At 32.5% G+C, this 14822-nt stretch carries 10 protein-coding genes; all 10 read left to right on the top strand.

All coding sequences use genetic code 11. From position 1 onward, the window contains the following. Nucleotides 1-37: 37 nt before the first annotated feature. Nucleotides 38-715: a tRNA (guanosine(37)-N1)-methyltransferase TrmD gene (gene trmD / locus Q0910_RS20530; RefSeq protein WP_299220725.1), complete on the top strand. Its 678-nt coding sequence runs from the start codon at nt 38-40 to the stop codon at nt 713-715. Nucleotides 716-940: 225 nt separating this feature from the next. Continuing rightward, nucleotides 941-1291, top strand: a complete 351-nt coding sequence (gene rplS / locus Q0910_RS20535) for a 50S ribosomal protein L19 (protein ID WP_299220727.1) — start codon at nt 941-943, stop codon at nt 1289-1291. Between the two features lie 967 nt (nt 1292-2258). Next, entirely contained in the window at nt 2259-4484 is a 2226-nt protein-coding gene (locus Q0910_RS20540) for an NADP-dependent isocitrate dehydrogenase (protein ID WP_299220729.1), read from the top strand. Nucleotides 4485-4688: 204 nt separating this feature from the next. Further along, nucleotides 4689-8060 carry a VCBS repeat-containing protein gene (locus Q0910_RS20545; RefSeq protein WP_299220732.1) on the top strand — a complete coding sequence of 1124 codons (3372 nt, stop codon included), beginning with the start codon at nt 4689-4691 and terminating at the stop codon, nt 8058-8060. 178 nt (nt 8061-8238) lie between these two features. After that, on the top strand, nt 8239-8781 hold the full coding sequence (locus tag Q0910_RS20550) for an RNA polymerase sigma factor (protein WP_299220735.1): 543 nt from the start codon (nt 8239-8241) through the stop codon (nt 8779-8781). Between the two features lies 1 nt (nt 8782). Further along, nucleotides 8783-9319, top strand: a complete 537-nt coding sequence (locus Q0910_RS20555) for a hypothetical protein (RefSeq protein WP_299220737.1) — start codon at nt 8783-8785, stop codon at nt 9317-9319. Next, nucleotides 9300-10394 (top strand): hypothetical protein, encoded by a 1095-nt coding sequence (locus Q0910_RS20560; protein WP_299220740.1) that lies wholly within the window; start codon nt 9300-9302, stop codon nt 10392-10394. The genes Q0910_RS20555 and Q0910_RS20560 overlap by 20 nt, the downstream gene beginning before the upstream one ends. A 51-nt stretch (nt 10395-10445) precedes the next feature. Continuing rightward, a complete protein-coding gene (locus Q0910_RS20565) occupies nt 10446-11117 on the top strand; it encodes a hypothetical protein (protein ID WP_299220743.1) in 672 nt (223 codons plus the stop codon). 513 nt (nt 11118-11630) lie between these two features. Then, nucleotides 11631-13988 carry a TonB-dependent receptor gene (locus Q0910_RS20570; protein WP_299220834.1) on the top strand — a complete coding sequence of 786 codons (2358 nt, stop codon included), beginning with the start codon at nt 11631-11633 and terminating at the stop codon, nt 13986-13988. Between the two features lie 4 nt (nt 13989-13992). Further along, the gene (locus tag Q0910_RS20575; RefSeq protein WP_299220746.1) at nt 13993-14814 is read left to right on the top strand and encodes a DUF4249 family protein; all 822 of its coding nucleotides are present in this window, start codon (nt 13993-13995) and stop codon (nt 14812-14814) included. Nucleotides 14815-14822: the final 8 nt, after the last annotated feature.

Genomic DNA, 14822 nt, shown 5'->3' on the forward strand with positions numbered 1-14822 from the left:
ATTGTTTTTGCATCTTTGCAAATCTTAATCGAAAAAGATGCGAATAGATATAATAACGGTAGTACCTGACATTTTAAAAAGCCCTTTTGAAGCCTCCATTATGAAGCGTTCTATAGAAAAAGGATTAGTAGAAGTGCATTTCCATAACCTTAGAGACTACACCACTGACAATTATAAACAAGTGGATGATTATCAATTTGGTGGTGGTGCCGGTATGGTAATGATGGTAGAACCAATCGATAAATGCATCTCTGGGTTAAAAGCCAAAAGGACGTATGATGAGATCATCTATATGACACCAGATGGAGAAACCCTAAATCAAGGTATCGCTAATCAACTTTCATTAAAAGGTAATTTGATTATTTTATGTGGCCATTATAAAGGTGTAGATCAACGAGTTCGAGATCACTTTATTACAAAAGAAATATCGGTTGGAGATTATGTTCTTTCTGGAGGAGAATTAGGCGCTCTGATTTTGTGTGATGCAATTATCAGGCTAATTCCAGGTGTTCTAGGCAACGAAACTTCCGCATTAACAGACTCGTTTCAGGACGACCTTTTAGCACCACCAATATACACAAGACCTGCTGATTATAAAGGATGGAAAGTTCCGGAAGTACTTACCTCTGGAAATTTTCCAAAAATTGAAGCTTGGCGAGAGGAACAAGCATATCAAAGAACCAAAGAGCGTAGACCTGATTTATTGGATGATTAAACATTATCCTTTCTACTTATTTATATCTTGATAAGACTCAACCTAAAACCAATTATATTTAACTGAAATTCAATAATGTAACAAGCCTTTATTCCTTAAAAAGAATATTCATAAAAAATACTTGCAAATCATTAAATAATACTTATTTTTGCAGCCTGATTAAAACAACCTCTGGCGAGAATCGTGAATGTTGCTTTAATAAAACATAAGTAAACTATCTCAAAAATGGAAGATTTAGTAAAATTCGTACAAGACGAATTTGTTACAAGAAAAGATTTACCTGAATTCGCAGCAGGTGATACAATCACAGTATATTACGAAATTAAAGAAGGAAACAAAACACGTACACAGTTCTTTAGAGGAGTTGTAATCCAAAGAAGAGGTTCTAGTTCTAGTGAGACTTTTACAATTAGAAAAATGTCCGGAACTGTAGGTGTAGAGCGTATTTTTCCAGTAAATTTACCTGCACTTCAGAAAATTGAAGTTAATAAAAGAGGTAAAGTTCGTAGAGCACGTATATTCTACTTTAGAGAACTTACTGGTAAGAAAGCACGTATCAGAGAAAAGAGAAACTAATTCTCACTTCTTATATCATATAAAAGGTTGCCTAACGGCAGCCTTTTTTTATGAACAAAAGTTAACAACTATAGTTCATAACCGGTTGATAACTAAAGTTGTACGAAAAATTGACCCATCTATTCATTTTCGTTATTTTTATACAAGAAATGATATAATAATATCGAGATGACACAAGGATTCCGGGTATATATTTTTTCTAAACACGTTCTTTGAACATTTACATAAACCATCTTAAGGTTAGGATAAATATAAAACGAAAGTTATTTTTTTGAGTACATCGTTGAAATAAATTTAAGGGTTCTCTTTAAAATCGTTTCAGAATGAAATTCAAAAGAAAAAATTAAGTTTTGACACCTTTTTAATTTTAAGTGGCATTAGACTATTCGGATGAAAAAACGAAAAATTACATTCGTAATTTAGACACAAAAGTGTTCGCAATAGTCTCCCGAGTAGTATTTAGGTTAACATCGTATTTTCTTTTACAAATTTAAATCTACTCAAAAACAGAAATAAAAATATTGGTATAAACTAACGAAAGTTATTATTTCATAGCGGGTAAAACAGCTAACAATCCTATTATTTCTGGACAAAAGCCATATCAAGGTATTCGTATTATGATATGGCTTTTTATTTTTTACAACTATTCCTAAATCAGCCTCCTTTTTTTGCGACTACCGTTTTTTCTACCCTCTCTTTTTTAAAGATTTACAATTCAATTCCTTTAACGCAAAACTAACAATATACAGGTTGCATTTGCTTCCCTATATTTGTATCTTCGCGCTCGGAAAATCTTACAGCAAATAATATTAGACAACACAAAGTGTTCCACTAGTATAAATAAGAAGAGGTAATATTATTTGTCCAAGAAAAGTTAAACGACTAATTATTTCCTTAACATATAGTATAATACATAAGATATTAAGCTTTTTTGCTCAAAAGAATATCTTATCAAAAATCAAAAAATATGGGAATTGAATCCTCAAAAATTGTTTACACAAAAACTGATGAAGCACCTGCATTAGCTACCTATTCTTTTTTACCTATTGTAAAAAAATTTACTAAAGCTGCCAATATAGAAATAGAGACTAAAGACATATCTCTTGCAGCGAGAATTCTAGCAGTTTTCCCAGAGAATCTTTCAGATAAACAAAATCAAGCTAATGCTTTAGCCGAACTTGGTGAACTAGCACTAAAACCAGAAGCCAATATCATCAAACTCCCAAATATTAGTGCTTCTGTTCCTCAGTTGAAAGCAGCAATAGCAGAATTACAATTACAAGGTTTTAATATTCCTAATTACCCAGAAGAACCTAAGAACGATGCCGAAAAAGAAATTAAGGGTAGATATGATAAAATTAAAGGTAGCGCAGTAAATCCTGTTTTAAGAGAAGGTAACTCTGATCGTAGAGCTCCTAAACCTGTAAAACAATATGCAAGAAAGAACCCACACGCTATGGGTGCTTGGAGTAGTGATTCTAAAACACATGTAGCAACGATGGCTAGTGGCGATTTTCGTTCTAACGAAAAGTCCGTTACTATCGCTGAAACTGGTGATGTAAAAATTGAATTTGTAGATACTAACGGAAATACTACAGTTTTAAAAGAAAAGACTGCATTACTTGCTAGTGAGATCATCGATGCCTCTGTAATGAGTAAAAAAGCATTGATCTCCTTTCTAGAAGAGCAAATTGCAGATGCTAAGGAGAAGAATGTGTTATTTTCATTACATATGAAAGCAACTATGATGAAGGTATCAGACCCTATTATCTTTGGACATGCTGTAGAAGTTTTCTTTAAAGATGTTTTTGCAAAGCATAGTGAAACACTTGAAGAAATTGGTGTAGAAGTAAATAATGGTTTTGGAGACCTTATAAACAAAATAAAGAAAATACCAGATGCTGCTAAGAGATCTGAAATCGAAGCTGATATAAAATCATGTTACGAAAACGGACCTCAATTGGCTATGGTGAATTCTGATCAAGGAATTACCAATCTTCATGTTCCTAGTGATATTATTATCGATGCTTCTATGCCGGCTATGATCCGTACTTCAGGTCAGATGTGGGATGCAAATGGTAATACACAAGATACTAAAGCTGTTATTCCAGATAGCAGTTATGCCGGAATATATCAAGAAACAATAGATTTTTGTAAAAAACACGGGGCTTTTGATCCAACTACTATGGGGACTGTACCTAATGTAGGCTTAATGGCTAAAAAGGCTGAAGAATATGGTTCTCATGATAAAACTTTTGAAATTAAAGCAAGTGGATCAGTACGTGTGGTAGATGCAACAGGCACTGTTTTAATTGAACATGCAGTAGAAGAAGGCGATATCTGGAGAATGTGTCAAACCAAAGATGCTCCAGTAAAAGACTGGGTAAAATTAGCGGTAAGCAGAGCTCGAGCTACAGGTACTCCTGCAATATTCTGGTTAGATGAAAATAGAGCACATGATGCTAGTTTAATAGAGAAAGTAAATAATTATTTACCAGAACATGACACAACAGGACTTGATATTAGAATCATGTCTCCTGTAGAAGCTACTAGGTTCTCTTTAGAAAGAATAAAAGATGGAAAAGATACAATTTCTGTAACAGGAAATGTATTACGTGATTATAACACAGACCTCTTCCCTATTCTAGAACTCGGAACTAGTGCTAAAATGCTTTCTATTGTTCCATTAATGAATGGTGGAGGTTTATTCGAAACTGGTGCTGGAGGATCTGCCCCTAAGCACGTGCAGCAATTTAACAAAGAAGGACACTTACGTTGGGATTCTCTTGGTGAATTTTTAGCACTTGCCGTTTCCTTAGAACATTTAGGAGAAACTAATGACAATCAGAAAGCTTTAATAATAGCAGAAGCATTAGACCAAGCTACAGAAGAGTTTTTAGAGAATAAAAAATCTCCTTCCAGAAAGGTCAATGAATTAGATAATAGAGGTAGTCACTTCTATCTGGCTTTGTATTGGGCTCAAGCACTTGCAGAACAAAATAAAGATGCAGATCTTCAAGCGGAATTCGGTTCAATAGCAAAGCAATTAGCTGATAATGAAGCTACAATAATCCAGGAGTTAAATGATGCTCAAGGAAGTGCTGTAGATATGGGCGGTTATTACTGGCCAGATGTTACTAAAGTTGCGAACGCCATGCGTCCTAGCGAAACATTAAATAAGATTATAGGATAAACTAATCTTTCACATAAAAAAACGCCATATAAAAATTTTTATATGGCGTTTTTTTATAAGGCTCCAGGTTCAATTTATTAAAAATAACACGCTACTAAACAATTAAAAGATTTAAAATTGTTCAAATAAAAATTGTTTAGTTTTACCAAAGAAAGTAGTACCAGCTTTTAACAAAGATCAAAACTTTTATAGACCAGTAAACCCATGTTACAACTTGTTAAATTATTCAGATTTTTTAGTTTCATATTTTTAGTAGGCATAATATCTTGTAATGAAAAGAAAACAGATACAATTGATAAAACTAAAACAGAAATAGATGGAGAACAAGAAAAAACCTTATTCACCTTAACAGACCCTAAAGAAACTGGTTTTTATTTTGTCAACAAGCTTAAAGAAAATGAAACATTTAATATTATAACGTATGAATATATCTATGGCGGTGGCGGTGTTGCTGTTGGAGATATTAATAATGATGGATTACCAGATGTTTTTCTTTCTGGAAATCTATCTGGCGGAGGACTGTTCGTAAATAAAGGGAATTTAAAATTTCAACAGATTTCTAAAACTGCAGGAGTATTATATTCTGGTTTTAGCACTGGAACTTCCATGATAGACATCAATAATGATGGTTACCAAGACATATACATCTGTCGTTCTCTAGCCGGAGAACCTGAATTAAGAGAAAATATTTTACTTATCAATAATCAAGATCTCACTTTCACAAATAAAGCAGCAGAATATGGTCTAAATGATCAGAGTTTTTCTAACCAAGCTTCTTTTTTTGACTATGATAATGATGGAGATTTAGACATGTACCTACTTAACCATCGAGTAGATTTTATTGATGCTCAAAATATAAAAACAACTAAAGATAAAAAAGGGAATACCATATTATACAAAGACATTAACTATGAAGATGTTAGTGATCGGTTATATAGAAATAATGGAAACGGTACATTTACGGACGTTACTAAAAAAGCAGGTTTACTCAATAGGGCCTTTGGCTTAAGTGTTACTCCTACTGATATTAATAAAGATGGATGGACCGATCTTTATGTAGCTAATGATTACTTAGACAAAGATCATTTTTATATCAATAATGGAGATGGATCATTCACCGATGCTATAAGTGACATGTTTTTTCATATGAGTAGAAATTCCATGGGATCAGATATCGCTGATTTTAATAATGACGGACATTTAGATGTAATTAATTTAGACATGATGGCAGAACATAACTATCGTCAAAAACAACTAAAAGGTCAGAGTCCATACGATTTGTATCATATTGCTGTAAAATTTGGATTAGGTCATCAGGTAATGCGCAATACATTGCAACTAAACAATGGTAATGGTACTTTTAGTGAGATTGGTCAGTTATCAGGAATATCACATACAGATTGGAGCTGGACACCTTTACTTGCCGATTATGACAATGATGGCTTTAAAGATCTCTTTATCTCTAATGGGTTTTATAGAAATATAACCGATATGGATTTTTTAAAATATGATTCTAATACGGCTATTGCGTCTGGAGGAGGCTCTAAAAAGTTTAATAATATGAGGTTATTAGACTTACTATCTTCAACTCCAGTAGCAAACTATATTTATAAAAATAATGGTGACCTTTCATTTTCCAAAAAGTCTACTTCCTGGGGATTTGACAAACCTTCGTTTTCCAATGGTGCCGTATACGCAGATTTAGATCAGGATGGCGACCTGGATCTGATTACTAACAATTTTAATCAAGAGGCATTTTTATACAAAAATAATAGTAGAGAACTAAGAGCTGATCATCATTATTTATCTATTCAGCTAAAGGGCAACAAAAATAACGCTTCAGGTATTGGTGCTAAAGTAACGGTTACCACTGGAGATGGCATACAATATCAGGAATGTTCCCCATATCGAGGATACCTTAGTTCGGGAGAATCCATTTTACATTTTGGAGTAGGATTAAACAAAAACATTACTTCGGTATCGGTAGTATGGCCGAATGGTAAATACCAACAACTAAATAATATTGCTTCCAATCAACGTATCCAATTAAATATTGAAGATGCAATCGATAAACCTCCTGTAGAAAAGGTTGAAAAAACTTTACTAACCAAAGTCAAAAACACTTTTTCTCCTGAATTCCAGCATCAAGAAAATGATTACATAGATTTTAAGCAAGAACCGCTACTAGAACATAAATTATCTAATAAAGGGCCTTTTATATCTAAAGGAGATGTTAATAATGACGGATTAGAAGATATATACATAGGCGGCGCAACTGGATTTTCCGGAACTTTATATGTTCAAAATAATCAGGGTAAATTCGTACAAAAGAAAATTAATGCATTTGAAGCAGATAAAACTTATGAAGATGCGGAAGCCCTCTTTTTTGATACTGATGCTGATCAAGATCTTGATTTGTTTGTAGTAAGTGGTGGCTATGCTTCAGCATCTAGTTCTTCATTATATCAAGACCGATTATACTTAAATGACGGAAAAGGTAATTTTAGTAAAGCTGAAAATGCGGTACCAAAGAATTTTCAAAACGGGACCTGTGTTGCAGCACATGATATTGATGGCGATGGCGATTTGGATTTATTTGTAGGCGGCGGAGCTAAGCCTCTATCCTACCCTATTGAAGAGCAAAGTCAATTACTTATCAATAATGAAGGTAGTTTTACAAATGCTACCAATATGTTGCCAAATAACGGAAATTTAGGAATGGTTAATGATGCGCTGTGGATGGATTATGATAATGATGGGAATAAAGACTTGATTCTGGCAGGAGAATGGATGCCAATCACTATTTTAAAGAATAATAACTCGAAATTCACTGAGATTACAAAGCAAGCTGGCCTTTTAAAAACAGCGGGATGGTGGAATACTATTACCACAGCAGATATAGATAAGGATGGTGATCTGGATTTGATTGCCGGGAATCGCGGTGAAAACTCATTTTATAAAGCTTCTGAAGATCAACCAGCTACTATTTATGCCAAAGATTTTGACCATAATGGTCGAATCGATGCATTTCCTTTTTATTATTTCAGTGATGGAAAGAGTTATCCAAAACATGTTTTAGATGAATTAGCAACACAGTATCCTGATATCAAAAAGAAATTTAGAAGATATCATCAGTATTCACAAGCAACGCTGGATTCCATATTTTCTAAAAAAGAAATGGAAGATGCACTGCAATTTTCAGCACATACATTTAGTAGTGCTTATTTTGAAAATAAAGGTAATGGAACATTCGAAACTCACAACTTGCCCAAATCAGCACAATTTTCTGAAGTTCGCGGTATTTTACCCATAGATATTAATAAAGATGGAAACCTAGACCTTATTTTAACTGGAAATAATTACCACACCGATGTAGAAATGGGCCGCAGTGATGCAAGTATAGGCACAGTATTATTGGGTGATGGGACAGGTGATTTTGAAGCTATTCCAACAAGCAAAAGTGGTTTTTCGGTAATCGGAGATGCTCGTGGTGTAAAGACCCTTCAGAAAAAAGATGAAACGTTAATCATCGCTATATGTAATGAAGGAAACTTACAATATTTCACCTATCAGTAAATCATAAAGTACATCTTCACATAAGTCTGAGCCTGTAAAACTTGATGTTTTACAGGTTTTTTTTATTGTTTTTAAAGAAAACACAAATAGGATGCAACCCTTTACTTTTTGTTTTGTCAATAGTAATAACTAGAAAAGAAAAGTAACTTTAAAGAAACGTACAATCAATCATAAATAATTGAAAACTAACATTCTTTATACACATAAGGATCTTATAGAGAAAAGCAAATCTGGTGATCGGAATTCGCAATATAAGCTATATGAACTGTATATAGATGCTATGTATAACGTAAGCATGAGGATATTAGGTATCAGAGAAGATGCAGAGGATATTATTCAAGATAGTTTTGTTGATGCTTTTAAAAACTTAACCTCTTTTAGATATGAAAGTACGTTTGGTTCCTGGTTAAAAAGAATAGTAATTAATAAAAGTATTAATCATTTAAAACTAAAAAAAGTACCGGTCACACCACTAGAGCAACATGAATATTATATAGGTGAAGAGATCAATGAACCTGTTAAAACGATGGATATAACTAAAATTAAAAAAGGCATAGCACAGTTACCAGATGGATACAAACAGATTATTAATCTATACCTAATTGAAGGATACGATCATATTGAGATTTCGGAGATACTAAAAATTTCTAGTTCTACATCTAAATCACAATATCATAGAGCAAAGAAAAAACTAATTCAGATTATAAATACACTAGAATAAGATGGATGATTTTGAAAAACATATCAAAGAAAACAAACTTCTTTTCGATGAACATAAGCCGGATAAAGCAAAACTCTGGCAACATATCGAGTCAGAACTCAATGTTACCTCCAAAGTAAAAACCGTGAAGCTTTGGCGATCTTCAATGATGAAAATAGCTGCAACAATAATTATTTTAATTGGAGTATTTTCTTTGACTACTACTTTTACAGCTTCAAATGAGTCAAATGATTTCGCAAATCAAGAGTTAAATGATATTGATACTTATTACAAAGGTCTTGTTTCATTTCAGGTAGAATTGGTGAAAAACAATTCTAAACTATCCACGGAAGATAAAGAAGAGTTCCTCTCCTTTATGGAAGAGTTAGATAAAGAACATCTTTTGCTAAAAAAAGAAATGACAGCCAACCTTAATAATGAATACATCCTAGAAGCCATAGTTCAGAACTATAAAAAAAGAATTGAATTAATAGAAAATCTTTTAGAGCAAATTAAAGATTCAAAAAAATCCGATGATAATGAAGGATATATTTTATAAAAAATTAATACTCTCCCTTTTGATAATCTTCACTGTACATTCTATAAATGCACAGGAAGAACTATCTAAATCAATTGAAAAGATTTATGATTTTACCAATGCCGGAGAACTACAACTAGAAAATAAATACGGTAACATTATTATCAACGGATGGAACCAAAACAAGATAAAGGTTTCTATAGACATTGTAGTTAACAAAAAAGATAAAGATGATGCCGAAGATCTTTTAGCTAGGATAAAACCATCTATAACAACTTTAGATCAGTCTATAATCATATTCTCTAACATTGAAGAGAAAAGTGACAGCTTTTTCTCCAAAGTATTTAATCGCGTAAACCCTTTTGATTTTGACAAAGGAAGCATACAAATAGATTACCAAATCAGTCTACCCCTTAATGCGGAAATTCAAGTAACAAACAAATTTGGAGATATTGTTATCAATGATTGGAATGGAAAGTTAAAAGCAAACTTACAACACGGTGATATGTGGATTAATAACAACATCATTAATGCTAATATCGAAATGAAATTTGGGAAACTGCAAACCAAGTCTATTACATATGGGAAGATAGAATTAAAAAATAGCGAATTTGATCATCAAACTTCTAAAAACCTTAGAATTATAAGTAGTGGGTCTACGATTATGATTGAACAAGTTTCTAATCTTGAAATTTATTCTAGTAAAGATAAAATCTCCATAGAAAATATTGAAGAGATAAAAGGAGAACTAAAGTTTTCAAATATCGTATTGAAAAACTTAAGAAATGACGTAGATCTCATAATGGATGTAGCAGATTTTAAGATTAAAAATATTCTAAAACCGAATGCAACTATTAATATCAACCAAAAATCTTCTGAGCTAAGCATCAACATATCTGATCTTAATTTTGATTTCAGTGCTTCGTTGGAACAAGGGCTATTGAGAATCCCTAAGACATTTAAAAACATTAAAAACAAAGTAATAGATAATAAAAAAAGAATACGAGAGATCAAAGCCAATTATGGAATAGATTCTAACAAAGGGACCTTTCATATAAAAGGTATTAAAGGAGTTATCATCCTAAAAGAAGAATAAAAGACAATCAAAACTATTTATCAATTCAATAATCAAAACAAATCAATACTCATGAAAAAATCAATCAAATTACTAATTACTTTTCTATTCATTAGTATATACCATATCAATTCTCAAGAATCCACAGATGAAGATTATATAGAATTTAATGACCGTAAAAATATTGTACACGGAGTCTATCTTGGTTTTAGTGCTAGTTATGGAGAAATTGAAGGAGAAGATACGGCATTAATCGGCCTTAAATTAGCATATGTAGCCAATAGACAATTCGAAGTAGGTTTTGGTATGAAGGGTTTTTATTCTCAACAAAATCTACCAGGTATATCTATTTCTAATGATGAAGATTTAATTGGAGGGTATATAGGGATGCACTTAGAACCTATATTCTTCAGTAAATCAAGAGTAAATCTATCATTTCCTTTACTAATTGGAATTGGAGGGGTTGGTTATATAGATGGACAGTTCGATGATAACGATGAATTTGACGAGGATGATTATGACTGGGATGCAGTGTTTGTTGCCGAACCTGGAATAAATCTACTATTTAATGTATCTAGATTTCTACAATTGGAAGCTGGCGTAAAGTATAGATTCTCGAGTAAATTTAATATCCATCCTAGTGGTATAGATCGAATCAATGGATTTTCTGCAGGGTTAGGAGTCAAAGTTGGAGTTTTTAATCTTGGTAAAAACAGATATAAGAAAAAAGCTCCAAAAAAATAACTTAACAGTACGGAGTAATTCTTTAAATATTCATTTTCAAAAGATTACACCGAAAAACAATCATTTTTAAGTATATAAAAATCAAATTAAATATAATTAGGCATAAAAATTGATATCATGAATTTGCATAAAAAAGAAATGTTACCAAAGCCCCAAATGAAAACTAAAGTTATTGTAAAAACCGAAAAAATTGATACTAACTATGTATTTTCAGACAACAGCCAAGTATATCTTAAACGCAAATCAAGTGTTAAATCCGCAAATAGTAATTCTTTACACTCCCAAGAATGGTATCCCGTTAATTTTTGCTGGAAATCTTAATTAGGAGAAACACTCTTTGGTTTTCAAAGTATTTATTTTAATAATTAAATAACATTTGTATACCCAAATTGTCTGTAGATTTATAAAATAAAAAATGCTGTAACAAGTCTCGTACTTTACAGTCTCCTTTATACACTTATCTGAAAAACATATCTTTTGAAAAAATATATCTCTATTAATACACTGCTAGTAATGCTATGCACACTAGTTCATTATTCCTCTATTGGTCAAGAAAAATTTACTATTAACGGCACTATAACTGAGCAATCCAGTAATGAAACTCTAATCGGTGTTAATGTCCTTTTCCCTGAAATAGGCAAAGGAGTCGTCACCAATGAATATGGATTTTACTCTATTACTTTACCCGAAGGAACTTATAAACTGCAGATTAGCTACTTAGGTTTTAAAGACATTATTCAGGAAATCACTCTGAATGAAGATAAAAAGCTGAATTTTCAATTATCGGAAGCTTCAGAAATGTTAGACGAAGTGGTAATTACCGAAAATGTAGAAAAAGTGAATATTAAGAATCCCCAGATGAGTCTTAACAAACTAACAGCGGGAACTATTAAACAAATTCCAGTAGTTCTGGGTGAAGCGGATGTCATTAAATCCATCATACTACTACCAGGTGTAACCAGTGGTGGTGAAGGTGCTTCAGGATTTAACGTTCGTGGTGGTGCAGCAGATCAAAATTTAATTCTACTAGATGAAGCTACGATATTTAATTCTTCACACCTTTTCGGATTCTTTTCGGTTTTTAATCCAGATGCTATCAAAGATATCAAACTCTACAAAGGAGGCATTCCTGCGAAATATGGAGGCCGTGTATCTTCTGTACTAGATATTTACCAAAAAGAAGGAAACAGTAAAGAATATCACCTTAGTGGAGGGCTTGGACTGGTATCTAGTAGACTACTTGCAGAAGGTCCGATTGTAAAAAATAAAGGAGCATTTCTGGTTGGAGGTCGAGCATCCTATGCACATCTTTTCCTGCCATTATTAGATGATGGTAACGACAACGTAGCTTATTTTTATGACCTCAACGCAAAATTGAACTATAAGATTAATGAGAATAACAATATTTTTGTATCTGGATATTTTGGACGAGATGTGTTCTCTATTAGTGAAAGTTTTAGAAATACATACGGTAATACAGTCTTAAATCTAAGATGGAATCATCTATTCTCAGATAAACTATTCTCTAACTTATCCTTGATATATTCAGATTATTTTTATGGATTAGAACTTGATTTTGTCGGTTTCGAATGGGACTCTGGTATTAGAAACTTTAACGTAAAATATGACTTAAAACATTATCTGAGTGATAATTTTCAGCTTAATTATGGTATTAATGATATCTACTATCGTTTCAATCCAGGAGAGATCAAACCGAATAGCGAAGATTCTGGAATTATAAGAGATAAACTTATCGATAAATATGCCAATGAATTAGGGGTTTATATAGATGCTGAGCATAAAATTTCAAATAATTTGTCATTACAATATGGAGTGAGGCTTAGTAACTTTACTAGATTAGGACAAGATGAATTGAATATCTACGAAAATGAAAATCCACTATTATTTAATGAGGAACTGCAGATTTATGAAGCTGCAGATCCAATTGGAACTGAGAGAATTAGTAGAAGTGATCAGATAGAAAATTTTACTAATCTCGAGCCAAGAGTAGCATTAGCTTATGCTTTTAATGATAATACCTCTATAAAAGCAAGTTACAACAGAATGGCACAATACCTACACCTATTATCTAATACCAACTCTCCTACTCCTCTTGACGTTTGGACACCAAGTGGAAAGTATGTGAAGCCTCAATTGTTAAATCAATATGCGTTAGGATATTTCAAAAGTATAAAAGATGATGCCTATTCTTTAGAAGCAGAAGTGTTTTATAAAGATATAGAAAACAGAATTGATTATATCGATGGAGCAGAGCTTATCGCAAACGATGCCATCGAACAAGAGATCCTTAGTGGAGAAGCTAGGGCCTATGGTTTGGAATTATTAATCCGAAAGAATCAAGGTAAGTTTAAGGGATGGTTAGCATATACATTATCCAAATCTGAACAACGAACGCCAGGAAGAACACCAGTAGAAATTGGTATTAACGATGGAGAATGGTATAATACTCCTTTTGATAAGACTCATGATATTTCTTTTAATGGAAGTTATGAATTGAATAAAAAATGGAAATTTAATGCTAATTTCCTTTTTCAAACAGGACAACCAACTAATTACCCGTCTGGACAGTTTGAATATCAAGGATTAATAGTACCTATTTTTGATGGCTTGCGTAATGATCAACGTTTACCGGCTTATCATCGTATGGATATTTCTGCAACATTAACACCAAGAAAAAATAAAAATAGAAAATGGCAGGGAGAATGGGTTTTTAGTATTTATAATTTATATAATCGTAGAAACGCTGCCTCAATAACCTTTAGTCAAAACACAGAAACTCGGGTTAATGAAGCTGTAAGGACTTCTATTTTCGGAATTGTACCCGCAGTAACTTATAATTTTAAATTTTAGTAAGATGAAAAAACTATTATATATCATAATCGGACTGGCCATATTTACGAGTTGTGAAGATGTTATTGATGTGGATGTTCCTAACGGTGAACCAAGATTAGTTATTGATGCTTCTTTTGAAATTTATTTAGATGAAACCCCAATCGATGCATTAGGAGGTGTACGACTTACATTATCTGCTCCTTTTTTTGATGATGATGTACCAACAGTAAGCAATGCCACTGTGTTCATTACTAATCTTTCTGATAACGCTATCTTTAATTTTGTAGAATCATTAGCAGAACCTGGACTTTTTATTCCGGAGGACTTTAATATTATTCCAGAATTTGATACAGATTATGAACTAACTGTTATATATGAAGGAGAAACATATAAAGCTACCACTCAGCTTATCCCAACTGCTACTATTGATAACATAGAGCAAGGAGATGGAACATTGTTTGATGGAGACGAAACTGAAATTATAGTTTTCTTTACTGATGATGGTACACGAGATGATTTTTATTTATTCGATTTTGATTTTAATTTATACCTTCCTAGTGAAGATCGATTCTATCAAGGCGAGGCTTTTAATTTCTCTTATTTTTATGAAGATATGGTAGGAGGCGAAGAAGTAACTATCAAAATTCTCGGGATAGACGAACGATACTATAATTATTCTAACATCCTAATAGAACAAAGCGAACAAGAAGGAGGAAATCCTTTTCAGACACCTCCTGTACAAATACGAGGAAATATTATTAATACCACGAATCCTGATAATTTTGCTTTAGGATACTTTAATTTATCCGAAGCCAATCGTTTTCAATTTACTATTGAAGAGTGATCAGGAAA

This window comes from uncultured Aquimarina sp., from assembly GCF_947495315.1.
Classification (GTDB): Bacteria; Bacteroidota; Bacteroidia; order Flavobacteriales; family Flavobacteriaceae; genus Aquimarina.